This is a genomic window from Halomonas faecis (assembly GCF_010993975.1).
Lineage (GTDB): Bacteria > Pseudomonadota > Gammaproteobacteria > Pseudomonadales > Halomonadaceae > Halomonas > Halomonas faecis.
The window spans coordinates 45006-69182 of record NZ_JAACZO010000043.1 but is presented as its reverse complement, the minus strand read 5'-3'; the positions used below and the strand labels follow the sequence as shown (position 1 = coordinate 69182).

Genomic DNA, 24177 nt, shown 5'->3' with positions numbered 1-24177 from the left:
CTCCTGTATGGCGCGTCATTCAACGCGCGTGGCGTTGATCTCCACCATGTCGGCTCCGAACGTCTCGTCGGGATCTTCGACGCCGAAGGCCAGGCCGTACTGCCAGGACACATGGTGGAAGCGCGAGTCGGCGAAGTCGTCGTGCAACGCGATGTTGACGCTGTAGAGCTTGTCGAGATCGAGCGGCTTGTCGCCTTCCACGCCGGTCTTGAGCGCACGCGTCAGGTAGGCCGTCCACACGCCGTCTTCCTCTTCGGCGCTGAATACCACGGCCTCGCTGTCGCTGAAATGGCGCTCGTCGAGAACGTAGCCGGATTCGGTGGAACCGTCGCCGCTCTTGTAGCGCGCCAGGTTGAGATAGGCACCGCCGTCGAGCAGCTCCTGGATCTCCGCTTCTTCCTTGAGCTTGTCCCAGCCGCCACGGGCTGCACCGCGACGACCCCGCACCTCGATCTCGGTGCGGCTCTCGCCGATGTACTTGGTCACACCGTCGGAGAGATCCAACCGCTCGACCAGATCGCTGGTGGCCAAAGCATCCGCCTCCGGCGCATCGGGCATGTGCCGCGAATCGTGGTGGCAGCTCGCCCAACAGCCCGCCTTCTCTGCCATGTCGACGCGATCGTCAGAGAGACTCAGGGTCAACTTGAAGGGGTTGTCGGGATCCATCTTGCCGTCGTTCTCGGCGAAGGGCAGCGGCGCGTGCTCGCCTTCCTCCCACTGGAACTGCATGTAGAGGTAGTCGTCGTCGAAGGCCGTTTTGACGCTCATCGGTACGTGGCCACGCTTGTCGCCCAGATCGAAGGTCTCGATCTTCTCGCCGGAAACCGCGAGAGCCCCGATGTCTTCTTCTTCGCCCTGGTGGCACCAGATGCAGCGATCGCCGAAGCTGAAGGCGCGACCACCGCCATGCTCGCTGCCGTCCTGGATCCACTCGATGGAGGCCTGACCGGGCAGGAACAGCGTCAAGTCAACGGCTGGCAGCTCATCCCAGTCAAGGGATGCGGCAAGATCATCTTCCACCGCCTTGGCTTCGCCGAGATCTTCGGCTTCCAGCGGCATCTCAGGCTCGTCGCCCACGGTATCGGCATCCGCTTCGGTATCGTAATCGAAGCGGCCGGCCCACACCTCGGACTCATCCCAGTTCTCGGGCAGCTCGTGGGCGATGCCCTGGTGACACTCGATGCAGGTCTGGCCCTGCTCGAAGGCGCGGGAGTGCTCGCGACTGGCGCGCTGGGCCTGTTCCTCGAGGTCCATGTGCGACCAGTCGTGGCAGTTGCGACACTCGCGGGAATCGGTCTTGAGCATGGAGCGCCAGACGTTCTCCGCCAGATCGAGGCGTTTGCCCTCGAACTTCTCCTTGGTATCGATGGTCCCCAGCATCCAGTGCCACACCTCACGGCTGGCCTGGATCTTGCGGATCATCTTGGGGCCCCAGGCATCGGGCACGTGGCAGTCGGAGCACTCGGCACCCACCCCGGTGGCATTCTCATAGTGCGGGCGATCCTGATACTCCTCATAGACCCAGCTCATCTCGTGGCAGGTCGAACTGCAGAATTTGAGGTTGTTGGTGGCTTCCATCACGGTATTGAAGCCGCCCCAGAACAAGATGCCCGCCACGAAGAAAACCACGGCGGCACTGATCGACGCCCCCATGATCGTGATCTTGCGCCAGTTGCGTGGACGCTCCCCTTGCATGTCAGTCTCCCGAATATGTCGTGACACGAGTTGTCGCTTTCATTGCCTGCCCTGCCGTCGGGTTGTGGTTGTCGTGTCCGGCCCCTTGCCCAGCCACTCCCGCTCGTGACGCAGCGGGAGTGGCTGAAGAAGAGGCCGGAGCGCCCGAAGGCGCCCCGGCGGGCTCGGCCATTGATCAGCCGATGTGCTTCTTGCGGTTGTAGACGTTGAACTTGCCGGTCGGCGTGTTCAGGCCTTCGACGCGCGCCTTCTCTTCCAGCGTCTTGTCGTCGTAAACGACGATGGCGCCATCGTCCTGGTGGCCTTCGCCGCGCGCCCAGATGGAGACCCACACCTCGGTACCGGTCTGGTCGTACTCCATGTGCACCGCCACGGCGTCATGCTCGGCAGGGCGGTCGGCCACGTGGACCGGCGTCAGCTCGCGGGTCTCCTTGTTCATGACCATGACCCACTGGTTGACGTCGGCCTCGGGGTGCATGGCCTGATCGATCCAGACGTTGTCGGAGTCGGGGTGCGTGCGTACGAACAGCCCCGGACCGTCGGTCTCGACGCTGTCGCAGATCTGCCACGCCTGGTCGGGATGCCCTTCGGGATCGTTGCCCCAGAAGGTCATGCGGCCTTCGCCCAGGTGGGTGGTGCCGGCCACCGGGCCACACTCCGGATCGTCCCAGTTGGCACCCGGCCCCGGATGGGGCTTGACGCCAGTCTCCAGCATGCTGATCTTCTTGCGCGTTTCGGTGTCGATGAACACCATCTTGTCGCTCATGTTGGCCGCGATCTGGAAGTAGCGACCGGTCGGGTCGAAGAAGCCGTCGTGCAGGTACTCGGCAGTCTCCATCATGTCGACGCGCAGGTTGTCGAGGTCGCTGTAGTCGACCTGCCAGACCTGACCGGACTCCTTGACGTTGACCAGGAAGGTCGGCGCATGCGGCGTGTTGTACAGTGCCGCCACGCGAGCCTCGTTGCGGAAGTTGCCTTCCGTATCGTAGCTGCGGGTGGAGATGACCTTGAGCGGCTCCATGGTGTCGGCATCGGTGATCACGGCGTGCGGCGGCCAGTAGGCGCCACCGATGACGTACTTGTCCTTCCACTCGCCGTAGTGGGAAACGGCCACGTCGCGGGCGTCATAGCCGATGAAGACCTCGGCGGTCACCTGGGGTGGGTCCATCCACAGGTCGATCTTGGAGAGACGACCGTCGCGGCCCTGGACGTACCAGAAGCGGCCATCGGAGCTCTCCTTGGCCACGTGCACGGCATAGCCGGTCTCGACCTCGGTGACCAGCTCCTTGGTGTCGGCATCGATGATGCCCATGGCGCCACGGTCACGCAGGATGGTGACCATGAAGTTTTCCCAGTTGAGATCGTGCTGGGGCTCAGTGGGCAGGTCCTCGGGCTCGACGAAGACCTTCCAGCGCTCCTTCATGTCGGCCAGCGACATCTCCGGCGGATCGACCGGCTCGTTCTGGATGTACTTCGAAATCAGCGTGATCTCGTCTTCCGAGAGCATGCCGTCGAAGTTGTTCATGCCGCCTTCGGTACCCAGGGTGATGATGCTCTCCAGACGACGCTGGCCCAGCTCCTGGGTGTTCTCCGGCAGCAGGTCGGGGCCGGTGGCACCGTTCCGCGTGGTGCCGTGACAGCCCGCGCAGCGCTGGAAGTAGATGTCGCTGGCGCGCTCCGTTTCCTCGGCGCTCAGCTCCGGTGCCGCCGCCTGGGCAGTGCCGGCCAGGGCGGCCAGCGGGAAGCTGAGGGCGAAGATCCCCTTGCTCAAAGCTCTCTTGTACATAACACGTGCCTCGCTTGGTTTCCCCTTCGGGTAGTGGCTGGCGGGTGCCCGACCCGGCTGTGGTCGCCGGATTCATTGCCACCCTCCACCTGCGTTAGTAGTAGCAGCTTTGGCCCCACCCTCACTTGACCACTGTCAATAGATGCATTCTGGAGTTGACTTATGTCAGATGAGGCATCAACTAAATCATCAAAGCGACGCCGACCACCTTGACGCCTCTCCGACGCCCGGTGGATCAGCGCATGGCCAGGGTCGATGGCGAAGACGAGCGGGCCGCCGTGCCGCCGAGTCCTCCCCCTGGAATGGCGGCAACCTCAGCCCCGCTGGCAAAGTCACGAAGCGCGGCAATGTCATCGATCTGCACGCAGTTGCGTTCGCAGCTCACGCCGACCTCCTTGAGCCGTGCCATGGCCCGCGAGAAGCTCTCCGGTTTCATGCCCAGCCGGCCGGCGATCAGCAGCTTGTCACAGGGCAGGCAAACGGTGGCCGCCCCGGCATCGCGCGGACACAACGAGACGATGAAGGCCGCCAGGCGCTGATAGGTGGGCTGATTGGTCAACTGGTCGAGCTGGCGTACCAGGTAACGCAGCATGCTGGAGAGGTTCGCCAGCAGGTTGAGTGCCAGACCGTGGTTCCGCTCCAGGGTGGTGAGGAAGTGATCGGCGGTGAAGATCAGCAGACGGGCATCCTCGGCCACCGCGGCATTCACCGGAAAGCCCAGGCGGTCGAACATGGCCGCTTCGGCAAAGGATTCGCCGCGGGTGAACAGTCCCACCATGCACTCGTTGCCGTCGGGGCTCTCACGAAACAGCTTGATCCAACCGTCGAGCACCACGTAGAAACGGTCCGCCGGTTCCCCTTCGCTGAACAGCAGGGTGCCGCGGCGATAGCTGCGCTCCAGAGCGCCCGACGTCAACAGCGCCAAGGTGTCGTCGGCCAGCCCCGTGAACAGCGGCACCTGCCGAACGGCCTGCAGGGCGTCTCGACTCAGTGGCGTTTTCATATGCACCTCCCACGCTAAGCGTTGTCGTCTCAGCCCTCGCCGGTTGCCGCACCCACCCGGTCCAGGTTGCCGCGAATGATCTCGGCCTCGCGCGACTCGGACGGCAGCACCTCGAGCAGGCGCTCCCAGTGCCGTCTGGCGGTGGCCAGCTCCTGGTTCTGGAATGCCAGGCTTCCGGCCATCCACAGCCCCTGCGGGTGATCGGGGTCGATCTCCAGCGCCTTCTCGATGAGCGTTGCCGGCTCGCCGCTCAAGCCCCCCTGGCGCTCGGCCAGGAGGTCGGCATAGCGGGTCAGCGCGTCGGGGTCGCGGTCGCCGCCGTGGGCCATGGCCTCACGGAAGGCCCGCTCCGCGGCGGCCAGGTCATCCAGGTACACCTGGGTGCGCCCCAGCAGCATCCAGCTGTCGAGATCGCCGGGGCTCTCGGCGAGGCGCCCCTGCAGCTGCTGCACCAGCATCTCGAACTCACGCTGACGGCCCTCTGCCGACACCGATGGCGCTTCGTTCGTCGCCGGATCGGCGGTGGTGAAGACCGTCTCGGCACTGCCGACACCGAGGTAGAGTCCCATGGCCGCAAAGGGCAGACCGCCCAGACAGAGTGCCGCAGCGACCATCGCCAACCGCCGCGACCGCGGCCGCACCGTCGAGCTGTCCTCGGCCAAGGCACCGCTATCGAGCAGTTCGCGCTCCAGATCGGCCAACGCCAGGTCGTACTGCGCCTGGGTCAGGGTGCCGGCGGCCAGGTCCTGGTCGAGTTCGCGCACGCGGTCTCGGTGCACCGCCCGGTTGACGTCCGCCTGGCTGTCGGCATCCGCTTGTCGGCCGGAGCTCAGCAGCGGGTAGGCCACGAAAGCCAGCGCCACCAGACAGAGCACCAGCGCCGCCATCAGGAACAACCCGTTCATCACCCACCTCCCCGGGTCAGTCGCAAGAATCAGTCGCCACGGCGCAGACGCTCGAGCGCCGTTCGCTCCTCGGCCGTGAACGTGGGCCGCGCCACCATGGCACGACGCCCTCGCACTACCTGCCACCACACCACGCCGCCGACCAGCAACAGCAGGAAAGGGCTGGCCCACAGCAGGGCGGTATTAGCCTGCAGCGGAGGGCGATAGCGTACGTAGTCGCCATAGCGCGCCACCATGAAAGCGACGATGGCCTCGGCGCTCTGGCCGTCACGGGTCATCTCGTAGACGCGCCGCCGCATGTCGCCGGCCAACGTGGCGTTGGATTCATGAATCGTCTCGCCCTGACACACCGTGCAGCGCAGTTCACGAATCAACCTCTGGTACTGCTCGCGCTCGGCCTCGCTGGCGAAATCGCCGGGCTCCCCGATGGCCAGAGCCAGAGCCAAGCCTGCCGGCAACAGCCAGCCCACCAGTAGCCAGGGCAGCGCAGTGACCACCGTGCGCGATAAGCCCTCGGAAAAGCGCCCTATCATGACGAGGCCTCCCGCTGCTCGGCGCGCAGCTCGTCGATCAGCGGCAACACTTCCTCGCGAATCAGCTCGCGACTCAGTGGCCCGGTACGCTTGTAGCGAATCACTCCCTCGGCATCGAGCAGATAGGTCTCCGGCGTGGCATAGACGCCCCACTCCATGCCGACATCGCCGTCGGGGTCGTAGGCGATGGTACGGTACGGATCATCACTGATCTCGAGGTAGCGCAGCGCCGCCGCACGCTCGTCGCGGTAGTTGATGCCGTGGATGGGGATGCCCTCTTCCGCCAACGCCATGAGCAGCGGCTTCTCGGCCCGGCAGGTACTGCACCAGGTGGCCCAGACGTTGACCAGCGCCACCTCACCGGTGAAATCCACCTCGGTGAGCCGCGTTTCCGGATCTTCCAGTGCCGTGAGCGAGAAGGCGGGGGCCGGCTGCCCTACCAACGGCGAGGGCAGTTCGCGGCTGTTGAGGCCCAGGCCGACCAGCAGCACGCCCAGCAGAGCGAGCACGGCCACCAGGGGCACGAGGATTCGCCATCTCATGTGCCGACTCCTTCTTCCCGGATGATAGCGCCCGATGGCCGCACCGCCGCCTTGCGGCGCTGGCGCAGACGGTAGCGCTTGTCCGCCGCGGCCAGCAGGCCACCCAGGGCGAGCATCAGCGCGCCGGACCACATCCAGAACATGTAGGGCTTGTAGTAGAGCCGCAGGCTCCAGGCATCGCCTTCCAGCCGCTCGCCGAGCGAGACATAGACGTCGCGAGTCGGGGCCCGATGCAGCGACGCCTGATTCATGGGCATGTCGGGCTGGGTATCGTAGTAGCGCCGCTGGGGAACGAGGGTCGCCACCGGCCGACCGTCGCGCGTCACCTCGAGAGTCGCCTGATCGGCCTCGTAGTTGGGGCCCTCCACGATGGAGACGCTATCCATGCGGAAGTCGTAGCCCGCCACCGTGGCGCTTTGACCGGGCGCCAGGCGCACGTCGCGTTCCACTTCGTAGGTCTTGACCATGGCGATGGCCACCACCACCAGCGCCAACCCCACGTGGGCCAGGTGCATGCCGATGAACGAGGGCCGCAGCACCCGCCGGAGACGCGTGGCGAGCGGCTGGCGGCGGCTACCCAGGCGGCGATGGATATCCTTGCCGGCCGTCAGCACGATCCAGGTCGCCAGCATCAGCGACAGCGCGGTGAGCGGTCGCCAGGCGCCCGCCGCCAGCGGCCACAGGCCGCCGACCACGATGCTGACGACGGCAACGCCGCGCAGCTCGCGCAGGGTCGCCGCGGGGCTCGCCCGCTTCTAGGCCACCGTGGGGCCGAGGCCGACCAGCAGTAGCAGCGGCAGCATCAGCGGCGCGAAGACGGTATCGAAGAAGGGCGGGCCCACCGATATCTTGCCCAGCCCCAGGGCGCTGAGCACCAGCGGATAGAGCGTGCCGATGAACACCGCCGCGCAGGCCACCGTCAGCAGCACGTTATTGGCCAGCAGCAACGACTCCCGCGAGTAGGCACCGAAGGCACCGCCCAGACCCACCTTGGGTGCTCGCCAGGCGTACAGCGACAGGGCGCCCAGCAGGGTCAACGCCAGCAGGCCGAGCAGGAAGACGCCGCGCTGCGGATCGGTGGCGAAGGCATGCACCGAGGTGATCACCCCGGAGCGCACGATGAAGGTGCCGAGCACGGTGAGCGCGAACGTGATGATCGCCAGCATCAGCGTCCATACCTTGAAACCGCCGCGCTTCTCGGTCACCGCCAGGGAGTGGATCAGCGCCGTGGCGGTCAACCAGGGCAGGAAGGAGGCGTTCTCCACCGGATCCCAGAACCACCAGCCGCCCCAGCCCAGCTCGTAATAGGCCCACCAGGCGCCCACGGCGATGCCCAGCGTCAGGAACACCCAGGCCACGGTGGTCCAGGGCCGCGACCAGCGCGCCCAGGCAGCGTCGAGGCGACCACCGAGCAGCGCGGCGATGGCCAGGGCGAACACCACGGCCGTACCCACGTAGCCCATGTAGAGCAGCGGCGGATGCAGGATCATGCCCGGATCCTGCAGCAGCGGATTCATGCCGCGGCCATCGGACGGCCCCGGCACGATGCGCTCGAAGGGATTGGAGGTGAACACCGTGAAGGCGATGAAGCCCACCGATATCAGCCCCATCACGCCCAGCACCCGGGCCAGCATCTCGCGCGGCAGCGTGCGGCTGAAGATCGCCACGGCCAGGCCCCAGCCGCCCAGGATCAGCGCCCACAGCAGCATCGAGCCTTCGTGACCGCCCCACACTGCCGTGACGCGATAGAGCAGCGGCTGCGAGAGGCTCGAATGGCTCGCTACGTAGCGCACGGAGAAGTCGCTGACCACGAACGCCCAGGTCAGCAGCGCATAGCTGAAGGCCAGGAAGACGAACTGGCCAGTGGCCAGGAAGCGCCCCGAGCGCATCAATCGCGCCTCACCGTAATGGGCGCCCAGCAGGGGCAGCACACCCTGGATCACCGCCAGGCACAGCGCCAGGATCAGGGCAAAGTTACCGAGCTCCGCCACCATGGATGGACCACCTCCTGCCGACGTCGGCGCCGACGGGCGCCACGACCGGTCGTATCGGGTCGGAATAGGGGGCGAGTGTCGCCGGATTGAGCGACGACTCGACCGACATGCCGTGATGGTCCGGCGAACGAGCGATAAAATCCATACTGGATACCACTTTCCACCCGCCCCTTGTGACCCAAGTCAAAGTATCCGTCCCGACCCGCAAAGGTCCCCGAACGCCGGGCACTCCAGCGACTGACAAGCCGACCTCCAACCCGTAAGCTGACACCTCCCCACCGCAAGGAGCCCTGGACGTGCTGAAACGAACCCTACTGCCCCTGCTCATGGCTGCCGCCCTGCCGCTGACCGCCTCGGCCGCCAGCGACGATGCCGACCTCACCCTGCACACCAGCCACGGCGAGATCGCCATCGAGCTGTTCCAGGAGCAGGCCCCGCAGAGCGTCAACAATTTCCTCACCTACGTGCAGGAAGGCCACTACGAGGGCACGCTCTTCCACCGCGTAATCGACGGCTTCATGATCCAGGGCGGAGGCTTCGACCGGGATCTCCGCCAGAAGTCGACCCGCGACCCGGTGCCCAACGAGGCCGACAACGGCTTGTCCAACGAGCGCGGCACCCTGGCCATGGCGCGTACCGGCGACCCGCACTCCGCCACCGCCCAGTTCTTCATCAACCTGGCCGACAACGATTTCCTCGACCACCAGAGCAAGGATTCCGGTCAGACCTGGGGCTATGCCGTGTTCGGTCGCGTGATCGAGGGCATGGACGTGGTCGATGCCATCGCCCAGGTGCCCACCGGCAGCCGCGGTCCCTTCCAGGACGTGCCGGAAGACCCGGTGGTGATCGAGAGCGCCGAGATCCACTGACCGCCACCCATACGAAAGCCCCCACCAAGGAGTGGCGGGGGCCAGGGCATGGCGTGACGACGTCTAGCGGTCGTCGAGTCTCGAACCGCGCCGAAGTGCGGACAACAGCAGTATCGCGGCACCTGCCCCGATGGCATTGGCGAGGAGGTCGGCCGGGTCGCCACCGCTACGCCCCGGCACGGCGAGCTGAGCGACTTCGATGACAGCGCCGTACAGCAGGGTGACGACGAAGGCCAGTGACAGACGCAGGCCGGCCAGCCCGACGAGCCCTGCCAGACCGGCATAGCCGAGGAAGTGATTGAGCTTGTCCCAGGGCAGGCGACTGGGCATCTCGTTGCCCGGCGTCAGACTGCCCAGCGCGATGGTGAAGGCTGCCAGCATGGCCAGCGCCGCCCACAGGCGGCGCCGGTCATGCCAGACCACCAGCCAGCGAGGCCTAGACGCTGGCATGCTCGATGGAGCGGTGATAGCGCGGACTCAGCTCGTGCAGCGCCTCCATGAAGGCGGTGACCCGATCGGGGTCGGTGAACTGATTGATGCCGTGACCCAGGTTGAAAACGTGGCCCGGCCCATGACCGTAACTGTCGAGGATGCGCGCCACCTCGGCACGAATGGCCGCCGGGCGGGCGAACAGCACGTTGGGGTCGAGGTTGCCCTGCAATGCGACCTTGTGACCCACCCGTGCGCGGGCATCGGAGAGCTCGGTGCTCCAGTCCAGGCCCACGGCGTCGGGCCCCGCCAGAGCGATGTCCTCCAGCCACTGACCGCCGTTCTTGGTGAACAGGATCACCGGAACCCGGCGCCCGTCATGCTGGCGGATCAACCCGGCGACGATCTGCTCCATGTAGCGCAGCGAGAATTCCAGGTAGGCCGGCGTGGAGAGCGCACCGCCCCAGGTATCGAAGATCTGCACGGCCTGGGCGCCGGCACGAATCTGGGCGTTGAGGTAATCGGTGACCGCCGCCGCCAGGGTGTCGAGCAGCTCGTGCATCACGCTCGGCATGTCGTAGAGCATGGTCTTGACGTGACGGAAATCCTTGCTCGAGGCGCCCTCGACCATGTAGGTGGCTAGCGTCCAGGGGCTGCCGGAAAAACCGATCAGCGGTACGCGGCCGTTGAGTTCCCGGCGAATGGTCGACACGGCGCGCATCACGTAGTCCAGGTCGCGCTCGGCATCGGGCGCGGCGAGTGCCGCCACGTCCTGGGCGCTGCGCACCGGCTTGCGGAACTTCGGTCCCTCGCCGGTCTCGAAATAGAGTCCCAGCCCCATGGCATCCGGAATGGTGAGGATGTCCGAAAACAGGATCGCCGCATCCAGCGGGTAGCGCTCCAGCGGCTGTAGGGTGACCTCACAGGCCAAGTCCTGATTGCGGCACAGGTCCATGAAACTGCCGGCCTCGGCGCGGGTCGCGCGATACTCCGGCAGGTAACGGCCGGCCTGACGCATCATCCAGACCGGCGTACGGTCGACGGGTTCGCGCGCCAGGGCGCGTAGAAAGCGGTCGTTCTTGAGTTCCATGCAGGCAGTCATCCACAGGAAATGTCGCGATATTGTAGCGCATCGTTCGGCCCGCGGCTTGACCGAGGCCAAGGTCGGCGCTCACCACGGACCGTGAGCCCAAACGGCGTTCCTGCTAGAATGGCGGGTCTGTTTCCGGCAGCGCCGTGGTCTTTCACCCGAGGTACCCCGTGACGATTCGATTCATCGCCGCCTCCCGGCTGCCCACTCCCTGGGCCACTTTCACCATGCACGGCTTCGAGGACGAGGCCACCGGCAAGGATCATATCGCTCTGACGCTGGGCGACGTGGCCGATGGCGAGCCGGTGCTGGGGCGAGTGCACTCCGAATGCCTGACCGGCGATGCGCTGTTCTCCATGCGCTGCGACTGCGGCTACCAGCTGCAGGAAGCGCTGAAGCGCATCGCCGACGAGGGGCGCGGCGTGCTGCTCTATCTGCGCCAGGAGGGGCGCGGCATCGGATTGCTCAACAAGATCCGCGCCTACCACCTGCAGGACCAGGGCGCCGACACCGTGGAGGCCAACGAGCGTCTCGGCTTCGGCGCCGACCTGCGCCGCTACGATCTCTGCGTGCCGATGCTCGAGCACCTGGGCGTCGCCGCCCTGCGGCTAATGACCAACAACCCGCGCAAGGTCGCCGCACTCACCGAAGCCGGCGTCAACGTCACCGAACGGGTTTCGCTGACCACCGGTCTCAACCCGCACAATGAGCACTACCTCTCCACCAAGGCCGGCAAGCTCGGCCACATGATGGCGCTGGGCGATTTCACCCAGGCCAGTGACGTGGACATCGAGCGCAAGCCCTGAACCGCAACCGATACGAACCGTTATCGGCTTCGTCTGTCCCATTCTAGAATGGGCGTGTAACGACGCACGTTTCGACACGACGGCCACGGGATCTCGGACATGGACAAGCGCGACAGAGCGGCAGGGCACGACTTCTCGCGGATGGAAGAGTTGCTGCACAGCGTCAGTCACGGGATCGGAGCCGGCCTCAGCCTCGCGGGGGTCGTGGTTCTATTGGTACTGGTCGGCCTGTCCGCCGATGTCGATCCGTGGAAGCTGGTCGGCATCAGCCTCTATGGCGCCAGCCTGGTCCTGCTCTATACCGCTTCGGCCCTCTACCACGCTTTCCGCCATCCCCGACTGAAGCACCTGTTCCAACTCTTCGACCACTGCGCCATCTACCTGCTGATCGCCGGCACCTATACCCCTTTCCTGCTGGTCAACATGCGCGGCGCGACGGGCTGGACCCTGTTCGCCATCGTCTGGGGCCTGGCAGTGGGCGGCATCGCCTGCAAGCTCTGCTGGCCCCACCGCTTCACCGCCCTGCGCATCACCATCTACCTGGTGATGGGCTGGCTGATCGTCTTCGCCAGCGGCGAGATGGCGGTCAGCCTCTCGGCAACCGGCATTGCGCTGCTCGTCGCCGGCGGCATCACCTACACCCTCGGCACGATCTTCTATGCCGTTCGCGCGATCCCCTTTCACCACGCCATCTGGCACCTGTTCGTCCTCGGCGGCAGCGCTTTCCACTACTTTGCGGTGTACACCGCGGTGCTGCCCCACACCGCTTGAGCGGCCAGGATGCCCTCAGGCCGCGCGCGCCTTGCGGATGCGCTCGTAGGCATTGGCAATCTCGCTGGTACGCTGCTGAGCGACCTCGCGCATGCTCTCCGGCAGGCCCTTGGCGGCGAGCTTGTCGGGATGATTCTGGCTCATCAGGCGGCGGTAGGCTTTCTTGAGTTCGGAGTCGCTCGCGTCTTCCTCGACCCCCAGCACCCGATAAGCCTCGTCGAGGGACGTCGCCTGGTCGCTCGCCGACTCGGCGGCGCCATGCAGCATGGCCTCGATCTGGGCGACCTCGGCCTCCGAGCAGCCCAACCCGCGCACCACCCGCATCAGCATGTCGTGCTCGGCGGGATGCAGTTGCCCGTCGGCAGCGACTGCCGCCAACTGGACCTGCAGGAACACCTGGCGCATGGCCGGCTGGCTGCCCACGATACCCCGGACCTTGGCCAGCTCCGCCTCCAGGTCGAAGTCCGCCGACTTGCCGCGGGTGAAGTCGGCCCGAGCCTTGGCGCGCTGGGCCTCGTTCAAGCGCAGGCGATCCCACAGCTGGCGCGATGCATCCAGTTCATCCTCGGTGACCTGACCATCGGCCTTGCACAGGCAGCCCATGACCGCAAAGGTCGATTCCAGAAACTGCGCCTGAGCTTCGGCCAGACGGCCCAGGGCGCTGCGCCGTAGGCGCTGGGCGAGCCAGTAACCCAACCCACCGCCCACCAGCAAGCCCAGCGGACCGCCTATCCAAAAGCCCACGAAGGCACCGATCAGCATGGCCATCAACATGTCGTCCGTCTCCCCGTGTCGCGCTCTTTCACGTCACCGGCACCCAACCGCCGACGAATCGTCACCTCGATGCCATTGGCGTCGAGGCCGCAGTCGGTGAGCAACTCGGCCGGTTTGCCGTGCTCGACGAAGGCGTCGGGCAAACCGATATGCAGCAACGGCACCTGCACCCCCTCGGCGGCCAGCAGCTCGCCCACCGCACTGCCGGCCCCGCCAGCCACCACGTTTTCCTCCAGCGTTACCAGCAGGTCGTGATCGGCGGCGGCAGCGAGCACGGCCTGGCGGTCGAGGGGTTTCACCGAGCGCATGTTGACATGGCTGGCATCGAGACGCTCGGCGACCTCGGCAGACGGGCCGTTGAGGCTGCCGAAGGCGAGCAGCGCCACCCGCGGGGCCTGCGTACCGGCCTCGCGCCGCCACTCGGCGCAACCGATGGGCAGTGCCTCCAGGTGATCGGGAATCGCCACCCCCGGCCCGGTACCGCGTGGGTAGCGCACCGCCGCCGGTCCCGGGTGGTGATAGGCAGCGCTGAGCATGCCACGGCACTCCGCTTCGTCGGCCGGCGCCAGCACCACCATTCCCGGCACGCAGCGCAGGTAACTGAGGTCCAGGGCGCCATGGTGGGTGGGGCCATCCTCGCCGACCAGACCAGCGCGGTCGAGAGCGAAGGTGACGTCGAGCCCCTGTACCGCCACGTCGTGGATCAGCTGGTCGTAGCCGCGCTGCAGGAAGGTGGAATAGATCGCTACCACCGGCTTCATCGCCTCGCAGGCCATGCCGGCGGCGAGCGTCACCGCGTGCTGCTCGGCGATGGCCACATCGAAGTAGCGCTCCGGATACTCCCGGGAGAAGCGCACCAGGTCGGAGCCCTCGCGCATCGCCGGGGTGATGCCGATCAGCCGGGCATCGGCCGCGGCCATGTCGCACAGCCAGTCGCCGAAGACGTTGCAATACTTCTTCGGCTTGGGCTTGGGTGCCGCCGGCTTGAGCGGCGGTGGCGTGTCGCCGTTCTTCTCCAGCTTGGTGATGGCGTGGTAGCCGATGGGATCGGCCTCGGCGGGCAGGAAGCCGCGGCCCTTGCAGGTCTTGACGTGCAGGAACTGCGGCCCATCCAGGTCGCGGATGTTGCGCAGCGTCTGGGCCAAGGTCGGCAGGTCGTGGCCATCGATGGGCCCGATGTAGTTGAAGCCCATCTCCTCGAAGAGCGTGGCCGGGCTGACCATCCCCTTCATGTGCTCTTCGGTGCGCCGCGCCAGCTCCAGGGCACCGGGCAGGTGGGCCAGCACCTTCTTGCTCTCTTCGCGCATGGCGAGATAAGGCTTGCTGGAGAGGATGTTGGCCAGATAGCTGGCAATGCCGCCGACGTTCTCGGAGATCGACATCTCGTTGTCGTTGAGCACCACCAGCAGGTTGGCATCGACGTGGCCAGCATGGGCAAGCGCCTCGAAGGCCATGCCGGCGGTGAGCGCGCCGTCGCCGATCACCGCGCACACGCGGCGTTTCTTGCCGACCGTGCGGGCCGCCAGGGCCATGCCCAGCGCCGCGGAGAGCGAAGTGCTGGAGTGCCCCACGCCGAAGGTGTCGTACTCCGACTCGGCGCGCCGCGGAAAGGCCGCCAGGCCGCCATGCTGGCGAATGGTGGTCATCTCCTCGCGGCGTCCGGTGAGGATCTTGTGCGGGTAGGCCTGGTGCCCCACGTCCCACACCAGGCGGTCGTGGGGCGTTTCCAGCGCGTGGTGCAGGGCGACGGTGAGTTCGACCACGCCCAGGCCGGCGCCGAAGTGACCGCCGGAGACCCCCACGCTGTACAGCAGGTAGGCGCGAAGCTCGTCGGCCACCTGCGCGAGCTGGGCCGTGTTCATCGCCCGCAACGCCGATGGCGTGTCCAGGGTATCGAGCAGCGGCGTGTACGGGCGCTCGGCGGGAATGTCGTCGTAGAGCTTCATGGGTGCCCTGTGGTGTCAGTGGTCACGTTCGATCATGTAACGGGCCAGTTCGGCCAACGGCGCCGCGGCATCACCCAGCGGCGCGAGTGCGGCAACGGCCTCGTCGACCAGTTCGCCAGCCCGCCGGCGCGCGCCCTCCAGCCCCAGCAGGGCCGGATAGGTGGGCTTGTCGCGCGCCGCATCGGCACCGGAGGCCTTGCCCAGAGTGCCGGTGTCGCCGGCCACGTCGAGCACGTCGTCATGGATCTGGAAGGCCAGGCCGATGGCGGCGGCGTAGTGCGACAATGCCGCCACCCGCGGGTCCGTTTCGTCCACGGCGGCCAGCGCCCCCAGACGCACGGCAGCGCCGATCAGGGCCCCGGTCTTGTGAGCGTGCACGCGAGCCAGCGTCTCGACGTCAGGGTGGCCGCCCACCGCGGCGAGGTCCAGCGCCTGACCGCCCACCATGCCATCGCGACCAGCGGCTTCGGCCAGGGTGCGCATCTGGGCCGGCAAGCGCCGATGCGGGCTGCCGGCCAACACCTCGAAGGCCAGGCACTGCAGGGCATCACCGGCGAGTATCGCCGTCGCCTCGTCATAGACCTTGTGCACCGTGGGCTGGCCGCGACGCAGATCGTCGTCATCCATGGCGGGCAGGTCATCATGCACCAGCGAGTAAGCGTGGATCAGCTCCACGGCGGCGGCCGGCGCATCCAGCACCGCATCGTCGGCACCCAGCGCGCGGCCCGAGAGGTAGACCAGCACCGGACGCAACCGCTTACCGCCGACCAGCACGCCGTGGCGCATGGCCGCCTCGAGACGCGGTGCCGTCGCCCGGCGCGACTCGAACAGTCCCGCCAGGTAGGCGTCGACCCGCGCACGATCGGCGGCCAGGCGTGCAGTCAGTGAGTCAGCGTTCACCCTCATCCTCCGTCGGATCGGCGAACGGCTGGAGATCGACGCTGCCATCGCCGCGCTCGGTCAGGGTACGTACGCGCAATTCGGCCTCGTCCAGTCGACGCTGGGCATCGCGGGTCAGCCTCACGCCCTCCTCGAAGGCGGAAAGCGCCCCTTCCAGCGACAGTTCGCCGCCTTCCAACCGTTCCACGAGGCGCTCGAGACGCGCCACGGTCGCTGCGAAGTCGGTGTCGGCCGACGCCTCGGCGCGCGTCTCGGAGGCCTGCTTGTCTTGCTCTGCCATGGGTCGCCACCCGTCAGCGCTCATACGCTCGAATTCAAGAAGGCGACAGTATACACGCTCTCCCCCCGGGGTCGTCTGCCCAACATGCAGAGCGCTCATCCACGCAGCACAGCCTTTTCATCGTCGTGACGGCCCGCTGTGCTACGATATGTGCCCCAGTTTCCCGCCCGATCCCGTCGGCCAGACTGCGTCGATGCCGACGGATCACACCATCGAAGGGTTGATTCGACCATGGCCAAAACGTCCCTGGACAAGAGCAAGATCAAGATCCTGCTGCTCGAGGGCGTCCACCAGAGCGCAGTGGACAATTTCCTGAATGCCGGTTACACCAACATCGAGCATCTGCCGACTTCGCTGGACGAAGCCACGCTGATCGACAAGATCCGCGACGTCCACTTCATCGGCATCCGCTCGCGTACCCAGCTCAACGAGCGCGTCTTCGCCGCCGCCGAGAAGCTGGTGGCGGTGGGCTGCTTCTGCATCGGCACCAACCAGGTCGACCTGGGAGCGGCACTGACCCGCGGCATCCCGGTATTCAACGCCCCCTATTCCAACACCCGCTCGGTGGCGGAACTGGTGCTGGCCGAGGCGATCATGCTGCTGCGCGGCATCCCCGAGAAGAATGCCCGCGCCCATGAGGGCGGCTGGCTGAAGAGCGCCAAGAATGCCCACGAAGCGCGCGGCAAGACGCTGGGCATCGTCGGCTACGGCAACATCGGCGCCCAGCTCTCGGTGCTCGCCGAGTCGCTCGGTTTCAACGTGCTCTACTACGACGTGGTGGCCAAGCTCGGCATGGGCAACGCCACCCAGGTGGCGAGCCTGGAGGAGCTACTGGCCCGTGCCGACGTGGTGAGCCTGCACGTCCCTGACGTGCCCTCCACCCGGTGGATGATCGGCAAGGAGCAGCTGGCGCTGATGAAACAGGGCGGCATCCTGATCAATGCGTCGCGGGGTAGCGTGGTGGTCATCGAGGAACTGGCAGCGGCGCTCGAGGCCGGTCGCTTGCTGGGAGCGGCCATCGACGTCTTCCCGGTGGAGCCCAAGGGCAACTCGGAGGAATTCGTGAGCCCTCTGCGCGGCCTGCCCAACGTGATTCTCACGCCGCACATCGGCGGCTCCACCCTGGAGGCGCAGGAGAACATCGGCATCGAGGTCTCCGAGAAGCTGATCACCTACTCCGACAACGGTACCACCGTTACCTCCGTCAACTTTCCGGAGGTGGCCCTGCCGGCACACCCGGACAAGCACCGCCTGCTGCACATCCACGACAACGTGCCGGGTGTGCTCTCCGAGATCAACCGAGTGCTGTCGGAGAACGACATCAACATCTCCGGCCAGTACCTGCAGACCAACGAAAAGGTCGGTTACGTGGTCATCGACGTGGACAAGGCCTACGGTCCCAAGGCGCTGGACGCACTTCGCCATGTCGAGCACACCCTGCGCGTGCGGGTGCTCTACTCGGAGACCAACTATCATGAGTGAGGACTGGAAAACGGGAGCCTAGAAACAGGTTTCCAGGACCTCGACGACGGCCAGCCGCTCGTCGACCCGGCACAGGCGCCGCCACTTGTCGAAGGTGAGGCAGGGGTGCGAGGTGCCGAAGGCGACGATATCGCCGACGCGCACCCCGTCGGGGTCGGGCGGCAGCGTCACGAAGGCGTGCTGGTCCATCAGCTTGGTTATCCGCCAGCCGTCCACCGCCAGTGGACGGTCGGCCCGGCCGCCTTCGCGGTAGCGGCGTAGCGGCTCGGGCAACTGGTCATGGCCGATGTCGCGCTTGCCCAGGCCGACGATGGCCAAGCCCGGTTCGGGCAGCGACACCACCTGGGCAAACACCTCCAGTGCCGGCTCGAGCCCGCGCTCCAGGTCGGGGCGGCGCGCGAGCACGTCCTGCTGGGCGCGGCGATAGAGGCCGTGGTCGTGCACCAGGTAGCAGCCGGGGCGCAGCACCGGCACGAAGTGAGCGCCGAGCCGGGCCTCCTGGAAGACGGCAGCGATGAGGTCATACCACGCCGAGCCGGAGGCGGTGATCAGCGGCTCGGCGGCTTCGATCAGACCTTCACGGTCGAGCGCCTGGGCCGCCTCAATCAGATGCCAGGCGTAGGCGCGCACGTCACGCGCGGGGTCGTCGCCCGGTACCACGCCCTCGTAGCCCTCCAGCCCCGCCAGCACCAGCGCCGGCTCGCCGGCCACCCGCTCGGCCAGCGCCAGCACGGCCTCCTGGTCACGGCAGCCGCAGCGTCCGCCATCGAGGCCCCGTTCGATCAGCACCGACAGGCGCAGACCGCGCGCGGCGAAATAGCGCCCCAGCTGGGCAACGTTCTCGGCGCTGTCCACCACGCAGTAGATCTCCGCCCCCGCTTCGATGAGCCGGGCGACGATGGCCATGTTGGCCTCACCGACCAGCTGGTTGGCCATCAGCAAACGCGTGACGCCGTGGGCGAAGGCCGCCCGACACTGCGGCGCCGTGGCCAGGGTGATGCCCCAGGCCCCGGCGGCGAGCTGGCGGTGAAAGAGCGCCGGAGCCATGGTGGTCTTGCCATGAGGGGCGAGGCGCGCCCCGTGGTCGTCGGCGAAGCGTTGCATCCACGCCAGGTTATGGGCGAGCGGCGCCTCGTGAATCACAGCAGCGGGCAGGCTGATGTCGGCGAGCAAGTCGTTGCCGGTTTCCGGCAGCCCCTTGTCGAGGAGCGTGTTGGGGGAGTCGAGCATGATGGACCTCTACGCGGCAACGGTCGTCTTTGGTCGCAAGCGTAACGAAAGGCGCGACTGACGCGCTAGGCTGGTGAGCCAACCCCACACCCGCCAGGAGCTCCCATGTCCAGCGTTGACGACGACCTTCCCCTACGCCGCCATGACGACGGCGGCGTGGCAACCCTGACGATGCAGCGTCCCCGCCAGTTCAACGCCCTCTCCGAAGCGATGCTCGACGCGCTGGGCCGCGAGCTCGGGCGGCTCGCCGAGGACGACAGCGTACGCTGCGTGGTGCTGGCCGCCGAGGGGCGCGCCTTCTGTGCCGGTCACGACCTCAAGCAGATGCGCGCCACCCCCGACGAGACCTACTACCGTGACCTGTTCGCCCGTTGCGGCGAGGTGATGCAGCGCATCGTCGCTCTGCCGGTTCCGGTGATCGCCCGGGTGCAGGGTCTAGCCACGGCGGCCGGCTGCCAGTTGGTGGCGAGCTGCGACCTGGCGGTGGCTGCTCGCTCGGCGCGCTTCGCCGTCTCCGGCATCAACGTCGGGCTGTTCTGTTCCACCCCGGCGGTGGCGCTGTCGCGCACCATCGGCCGCAAGCGCGCCCTGGAGATGCTGTTCACCGGCGAGTTCATCGACGCCGACCAGGCCCTTGCATGGGGGCTGATCAACCGCGTGGCCGACGACGAGGCCGTGGACGAGGCGGTCGGCGAGCTCACCGATGCCATCTGCGCCAAGAGTGCCGTGGCGCTACGCACCGGCAAGGCCCTGTTCCAGCGCCAGTTACAGCTGCCGCTGGACGAGGCCTACTGCCTCGCCGGCGATACCATGGCCGCCAACATGATGGCCGAAGACGTGGCCGAAGGCATCGATGCCTTCATCGAAAAGCGCCCTCCGCAATGGCGGCATCGCTGAGACGGCAGAGTATGGAAGCCTTTTCCGCAACCGCGACATCACCGCCACGAGCGGGTATCCTGTGGCCGTGATGGTTACTGGCACGAGGAGAGACGTGGGTGAGTGACGGCAAACGCAGAACGGCAGGACGTCCCCCTGGACCCGGCAAGAGCAGCAGCGGTCACAGTCAGTCGTTGGTACGCGGCCTGACCCTGCTCGAGCGCCTGGCGGCAACGCCCGGAGGACTGGCGCTCTCCGAGCTGGCCGAGGCCGTCGACCTGGCGCCCTCCACCACGCATCGGTTGCTGCAGGCACTGCACGGCCAGGGCTTCGTCACCCAGGACGCCGAACTCGGCGTGTGGAAGATCGACGTCAAGACCTTCCGCATCGGCAACAGCTTTCTCGAGGCGCGCGACTTCGTGGCTACCAGCCGCCCCTTCCTGCGCCGCCTCACCGCCCAGACCGGCGAAACCGCCAACCTGGGCATCCGCGACGGCGGCACGGCGGTGTTCCTGGCCCAGAGCGAGTCGCCGCAGATGATGCGCATGATCACCCGGCTGGGCTCGCGAGCACCGCTGCATGCCTCCGGCGTGGGCAAGGCGCTGATGGCTTGGCTCCCCGATGACGAGTTCGAGCGCATTCTTGCCGAGCGGGGCCTCGCCCGGGTCACGGCCAATACCCTGCACACCCCCGAAGCGCTGCGCGCCGACCTCGCCGAAATTCGTCGCCGGGGCTACGCCTGCGACCGCGAGGAGCACGCCATCGGCCTGCACTGCGTGGCGGCCTGCCTCCACGATGAACATAGCACGCCGTTGGCGGCCATCTCGGTCTCCGGGCCCATGGCGCGAATTCCCGAAACTCGACTCGCCGAGCTGGGCGAGCTGGTGCGCGACACCGCCGCCGAGATCACCGCCCGCCTGGGCGGGCGAGTCCCGTCACCCAGCGAATCGCTGGCGGAAGCATGACGTCTCTTCGCCCCGCCCTGCTTCTGCTGGCCCTGGCGGCACCGCTGGCAGCCGGCAACGAGGCCGAACGCTTTCGCTTTCCCGTCGAGGGCCTGGTGGTGGACACCGCCGAGGAGCTGGTTTGGCAGCGTTGCAGCCTGGGACAGACCTTCGTCGAGGGGCGCTGCACGGGGGAGGCCGCCGGCGTCACGCTGTCAGAGGCCGAGTCCTACGCCGCGGCGCAGGCCAGCCGCGACTGCCCCTGGCGGCTGCCGCGTTTCTTCGAGTTGCGCTCGCTGATGCAGGAAGAGAGCCAGGCCGACGTGGCCATCGATACGAGCGCGTTTCCCGACACGCCCCGCGGCTGGTACTGGAACCAGGCGAGCGCCGGCGGCCACTCCCAACAGGACTGCTTCGTCGACTTCGCCGGCAATGGACGCACCCGCTGCAACATGGCCGGCTCGTTCCACGTGCGCCTGGTGATGGATCAACGGAAGGCGACTGACGGGTGTCGCGCACCCCGCAACGATCGCTGACCTCAACCGAGTCGCTCGAGCTGGCGCTCGAGCTTGCGCATGATGTTGAACAGATCCCGGTATTCGCCGGCGGATAGGGTGGCGACGAGCTCCGCCTCCCAGGCCTGGGCATCGGGTATCAGCTGGGTCAGCAGCGCGTGGCCCGCCTCGGTGAGGCACAGCTGGTGCAGGCGCTGATCCCGTGGCGACGGCGTGCGGCTGATCAGCCCACGCTCTTCCAGGGCCTGAATCGCCCGCGAGACACGCGCCTTGTCCATGTTGGTGCAGTCGCAGACCTTCTTCGCCGTCAGCTCATCGCAGTGACTGAGCCATGCCAACACCCGCCACTGGGCGATGTTGAGCTGATAGCACTCTTCGTAGAGCTCCGCCAAGGACTGACTGATACGGTCGGCCAGGCTATTGAGACGGTAGGGCAGGAACTGGTCGAGATCCAGCTCGGGTTGTCCCACGACTTCTGTCCGCTCGATGTTCATGATGTTTTACCTCGCCCGATTCGCCGTACCCGATGGCGAGAACGGCACAGGCACCAGCCGTTCACGCCAACTGCAGACTGTCCACAGTCTGCCGCGATTAAGGCACATCGGCCCACCACCGTCCTTGATAGTGAGCAACCCCCACGGAGGATAACCTCCTGTCGCATCATTCCCCGGGCGACTAGGCTGAAGCCCGACGCCCTGCGCGGTTACACTAGCGGCATTTCCCGCTGCCACTCGAGGCCCGCCATGCCCCCACACCTGCTCTCCATCGATTCCCTGTCCCGCGATCGCGTCAACCATCTGATGCGCATAGCCGCCCGTATGGAGCCCATCGCCCAACGCCGCCAGGTAACCCGGATACTGGAAGGGGCCGTGCTCGGTAACCTCTTCTTCGAGGCCAGCACCCGAACCCGGGTCAGCTTCCACGCGGCGTTCTGCCGCCTCGGCGGCAGCGTATGCGACACCACCGGCTTCACCTTCTCCTCCATGGCCAAGGGCGAATCGCTCTACGATACCAGCCGGGTGATGAGCGGCTATTGCGATGCCATCGTCATGCGCCATCCCGACCAGGGTTCGGTGGCGGAATTCGCCGCCGCCACCCACGTGCCGGTCATCAACGGCGGCGACGGCCCCGGCGAACACCCCAGCCAGGCCCTGCTCGACTTCTACACCATCGACAAGGAGTTCAGCCGGCTGGGCAAGAAACTCGCCGGCGCCCACGTCCTGCTCACCGGGGACCTCAAGTACGGCCGTACCGTGCACTCGCTGATCAAGCTGCTATCGCTCTATGCCCCCATGCGTTTCACCCTGGTCGCCCCACCGGGGCTGGAAATGCCCAGCCACCTGATCGACCTGGTGGCCTCGCGCGGGCACCGTGTGGAGCAGCGCGACAGCCTGGCCGACGACTACGCGGATGTGGACGTGGTCTATACCACCCGCATCCAGAAAGAACGCTTCACCGCCGAGATGAGCGAGGGCTTCAGCCTGTCGCGCGACTTCACCGTCGACCGCGCTTTCATGAACGAGCGCTGCGGCCGCGATACCATCGTCATGCATCCGCTGCCCCGCGACAGCCGCCCGGATGCCAACGATCTCGACGTGGATCTCAACGGCGATCCACGCCTGGCGATCTTCCGCCAGACCGACAATGGCATCCCGGTGCGCATGGCGATCTTCGCGACCCTGCTCCAGGTAGAGGAACTGATCGAGAAGGATCTGCGCCCGGTGCGCTGGTTCGTGCCCGAACGGATCGGGACGGACGATCCCGTCTTGTAACGAAGCAGCCAACGCTGGGCATCGCTATGCTGATGATGCACGGAGAGTATGCGAAGCTGTCTCGGCGGCCGGTGGTCGCCGTACCCTGACGACACGGCTCGAACGAGCCGGCCAACCCGGATAACGAGCTCGAATAACAACGGCGTTGCCACCCAAGGCAACCGGAGAAAGGAGATGTGACGCATGACCCTGGAACGCGCGTACATATTGCTGGCAGTGTTCTACAGCATCCTGGTAGCGATCGGCATCATTGCCCTGCTGGTGGGCGGTGGCCCGCTCTGGGGGGTGATTTCGGTGGGACTGGGTGCCCTGGTCGCCACTGGCCTATGGGGCCACACTATGGGCAAGCCGGTGATGAATCCACGCATGTGGCGCCCGCTGGCGGGCATCCTGGCGGTAGCCTTCCTCGTTCAGCTGTTCGCCGTGTTCGCGCTGCATCCCCCCGGTGCCGAACTGGCCTGGTTGCTGACCGGCGCCATCTTCTCCGTGCTGCCGGCCATCATGCTGTTCCAGTACGGCAAGCGCGACCAGGACGTGTGGGCCACGCCCGAGGAGCGCGAAGGCGGAAAGGTGCTCGATGAGCTGCTCGCCGAAGGCAAGAACCTGTTCGTGGAAAAGCACGAGACCGATCGCGAAGCCTCGGTGACCCTCACCAAGGCCGGCGACGAGTATCGCGCCAGCGTGGTGCGCCGCTACGGAGACCAGCAGGAACGTTTCGAGGAGCGCTTCGCTTGCCCGTCGACACTGGCTTTTTTCATCGAGAAGTTCACCTGCATCTCGGTCAGCGACATCGCCGCCCAGTCTACCGACGACCGGGTACCGGCCACCTGAGTCGGCTATCGAGAACGGCTTGACCCTTTCCAGCCGGACTCGCAGCGGAGTCCGGCTTCTTCGTTCACGACCCAGGCAGTACCCCTCTCACCTTTCGTCATTCACCGCATGGCCTTGCGCACCGCATGTGCCTTTCGGATAGCCACACGTGCTCTGCAGCCATGGCGCTGCCGACTAGCCGCGTCAACACTGAGGCTGACGGAT

General features: G+C 66.6%; 23 protein-coding genes and 1 pseudogene. 9 read left to right on the top strand and 15 right to left on the bottom strand.

All coding sequences use genetic code 11. The features are described 5' to 3' along the window. Positions 1 to 15: 15 nt before the first annotated feature. The 7 genes and pseudogenes from GFD32_RS13565 to GFD32_RS13535 all read right to left on the bottom strand — a co-directional run bounded on the left by GFD32_RS13565 (position 16) and on the right by GFD32_RS13535 (position 8458). Positions 16 to 1695 (bottom strand): NapC/NirT family cytochrome c, encoded by a 1680-nt coding sequence (locus GFD32_RS13565; protein ID WP_240455657.1) that lies wholly within the window; start codon positions 1693 to 1695, stop codon positions 16 to 18. 175 nt (positions 1696 to 1870) lie between these two features. Beyond that, positions 1871 to 3481 (bottom strand): cytochrome D1 domain-containing protein, encoded by a 1611-nt coding sequence (locus GFD32_RS13560; RefSeq protein WP_163577144.1) that lies wholly within the window; start codon positions 3479 to 3481, stop codon positions 1871 to 1873. Between the two features lie 235 nt (positions 3482 to 3716). After that, positions 3717 to 4484: a Crp/Fnr family transcriptional regulator gene (locus tag GFD32_RS13555; protein WP_163577143.1), complete on the bottom strand. Its 768-nt coding sequence runs from the start codon at positions 4482 to 4484 to the stop codon at positions 3717 to 3719. Positions 4485 to 4513: 29 nt separating this feature from the next. Next, the gene (gene ccmI, locus GFD32_RS13550; protein WP_163577142.1) at positions 4514 to 5389 is read right to left on the bottom strand and encodes a c-type cytochrome biogenesis protein CcmI; all 876 of its coding nucleotides are present in this window, start codon (positions 5387 to 5389) and stop codon (positions 4514 to 4516) included. A 29-nt stretch (positions 5390 to 5418) separates the two neighbouring features. Continuing rightward, entirely contained in the window at positions 5419 to 5922 is a 504-nt protein-coding gene (locus tag GFD32_RS13545) for a cytochrome c-type biogenesis protein (RefSeq protein WP_163577141.1), read from the bottom strand. Beyond that, positions 5919 to 6464 carry a DsbE family thiol:disulfide interchange protein gene (locus tag GFD32_RS13540; protein ID WP_163577140.1) on the bottom strand — a complete coding sequence of 182 codons (546 nt, stop codon included), beginning with the start codon at positions 6462 to 6464 and terminating at the stop codon, positions 5919 to 5921. The genes GFD32_RS13545 and GFD32_RS13540 overlap by 4 nt, the downstream gene beginning before the upstream one ends. After that, positions 6461 to 8458, bottom strand: a pseudogene (locus GFD32_RS13535) (heme lyase CcmF/NrfE family subunit). Before GFD32_RS13535 ends, GFD32_RS13540 begins: the two are co-directional and overlap by 4 nt. 326 nt (positions 8459 to 8784) lie before the next feature. Between GFD32_RS13535 and GFD32_RS13530 the strand changes: the two are divergent. Beyond that, entirely contained in the window at positions 8785 to 9327 is a 543-nt protein-coding gene (locus GFD32_RS13530) for a peptidylprolyl isomerase (protein ID WP_163577318.1), read from the top strand. A 63-nt stretch (positions 9328 to 9390) separates the two neighbouring features. On the opposite strand, the gene GFD32_RS13525 is transcribed toward GFD32_RS13530, so the two are convergent. Beyond that, on the bottom strand, positions 9391 to 9777 hold the full coding sequence (locus GFD32_RS13525; RefSeq protein WP_163577139.1) for a VanZ family protein: 387 nt from the start codon (positions 9775 to 9777) through the stop codon (positions 9391 to 9393). Next, positions 9764 to 10846, bottom strand: coding sequence for a uroporphyrinogen decarboxylase (gene hemE, locus GFD32_RS13520; protein ID WP_163577138.1), 1083 nt, complete (start codon positions 10844 to 10846; stop codon positions 9764 to 9766). Before hemE ends, GFD32_RS13525 begins: the two co-directional genes overlap by 14 nt. Before the next feature lie 170 nt (positions 10847 to 11016). On the opposite strand from hemE, the gene ribA reads away from it, so the two are divergent. After that, positions 11017 to 11652, top strand: a complete 636-nt coding sequence (ribA, locus tag GFD32_RS13515; protein WP_163577137.1) for a GTP cyclohydrolase II — start codon at positions 11017 to 11019, stop codon at positions 11650 to 11652. Between the two features lie 99 nt (positions 11653 to 11751). Beyond that, entirely contained in the window at positions 11752 to 12423 is a 672-nt protein-coding gene (gene trhA, locus GFD32_RS13510; protein WP_163577136.1) for a PAQR family membrane homeostasis protein TrhA, read from the top strand. A 15-nt stretch (positions 12424 to 12438) separates the two neighbouring features. Here trhA and djlA read toward each other — a convergent pair whose 3' ends face one another. From djlA to GFD32_RS13490, 4 genes are read right to left on the bottom strand one after another with little or no spacing between them, the layout of a single operon-like run. After that, complete coding sequence (gene djlA, locus GFD32_RS13505) at positions 12439 to 13197, bottom strand: co-chaperone DjlA (RefSeq protein ID WP_163577135.1); 759 nt, start codon at positions 13195 to 13197, stop codon at positions 12439 to 12441. Beyond that, positions 13191 to 15143 carry a 1-deoxy-D-xylulose-5-phosphate synthase gene (dxs, locus tag GFD32_RS13500; protein WP_163577134.1) on the bottom strand — a complete coding sequence of 651 codons (1953 nt, stop codon included), beginning with the start codon at positions 15141 to 15143 and terminating at the stop codon, positions 13191 to 13193. Before dxs ends, djlA begins: the two co-directional genes overlap by 7 nt. Before the next feature lie 15 nt (positions 15144 to 15158). Continuing rightward, complete coding sequence (locus GFD32_RS13495) at positions 15159 to 16049, bottom strand: farnesyl diphosphate synthase (protein WP_163577133.1); 891 nt, start codon at positions 16047 to 16049, stop codon at positions 15159 to 15161. Beyond that, entirely contained in the window at positions 16033 to 16323 is a 291-nt protein-coding gene (locus tag GFD32_RS13490) for an exodeoxyribonuclease VII small subunit (RefSeq protein WP_163577132.1), read from the bottom strand. The genes GFD32_RS13495 and GFD32_RS13490 overlap by 17 nt, the downstream gene beginning before the upstream one ends. Positions 16324 to 16554: 231 nt before the next feature. Here GFD32_RS13490 and serA point away from each other — a divergent pair, with 231 nt between their 5' ends. Beyond that, the gene (gene serA, locus GFD32_RS13485) at positions 16555 to 17805 is read left to right on the top strand and encodes a phosphoglycerate dehydrogenase (protein ID WP_163577131.1); all 1251 of its coding nucleotides are present in this window, start codon (positions 16555 to 16557) and stop codon (positions 17803 to 17805) included. Between the two features lie 18 nt (positions 17806 to 17823). Here the strand turns inward: serA and GFD32_RS13480 are convergent, their stop codons facing one another. After that, positions 17824 to 19035, bottom strand: coding sequence for an amino acid deaminase (locus GFD32_RS13480; protein ID WP_163577130.1), 1212 nt, complete (start codon positions 19033 to 19035; stop codon positions 17824 to 17826). A 105-nt stretch (positions 19036 to 19140) separates the two neighbouring features. Here GFD32_RS13480 and GFD32_RS13475 point away from each other — a divergent pair, with 105 nt between their 5' ends. From GFD32_RS13475 to GFD32_RS13465, 3 genes are all read left to right on the top strand, one after another. Continuing rightward, on the top strand, positions 19141 to 19932 hold the full coding sequence (locus GFD32_RS13475; RefSeq protein ID WP_163577129.1) for an enoyl-CoA hydratase: 792 nt from the start codon (positions 19141 to 19143) through the stop codon (positions 19930 to 19932). Positions 19933 to 20030: 98 nt separating this feature from the next. After that, positions 20031 to 20876 carry an IclR family transcriptional regulator gene (locus tag GFD32_RS13470; protein WP_163577128.1) on the top strand — a complete coding sequence of 282 codons (846 nt, stop codon included), beginning with the start codon at positions 20031 to 20033 and terminating at the stop codon, positions 20874 to 20876. Next, positions 20873 to 21391 carry an Lcl C-terminal domain-containing protein gene (locus GFD32_RS13465; protein ID WP_163577127.1) on the top strand — a complete coding sequence of 173 codons (519 nt, stop codon included), beginning with the start codon at positions 20873 to 20875 and terminating at the stop codon, positions 21389 to 21391. Before GFD32_RS13470 ends, GFD32_RS13465 begins: the two co-directional genes overlap by 4 nt. A 2-nt stretch (positions 21392 to 21393) precedes the next feature. On the opposite strand, the gene GFD32_RS13460 is transcribed toward GFD32_RS13465, so the two are convergent. Beyond that, positions 21394 to 21864, bottom strand: a complete 471-nt coding sequence (locus tag GFD32_RS13460) for a MarR family winged helix-turn-helix transcriptional regulator (protein ID WP_163577126.1) — start codon at positions 21862 to 21864, stop codon at positions 21394 to 21396. Positions 21865 to 22113: 249 nt separating this feature from the next. Between GFD32_RS13460 and GFD32_RS13455 the strand changes: the two genes are divergently transcribed. Then, on the top strand, positions 22114 to 23142 hold the full coding sequence (locus GFD32_RS13455) for an aspartate carbamoyltransferase (RefSeq protein WP_163577125.1): 1029 nt from the start codon (positions 22114 to 22116) through the stop codon (positions 23140 to 23142). 183 nt (positions 23143 to 23325) lie between these two features. After that, entirely contained in the window at positions 23326 to 23973 is a 648-nt protein-coding gene (locus GFD32_RS13450) for a hypothetical protein (protein ID WP_163577124.1), read from the top strand. Positions 23974 to 24177: the final 204 nt, after the last annotated feature.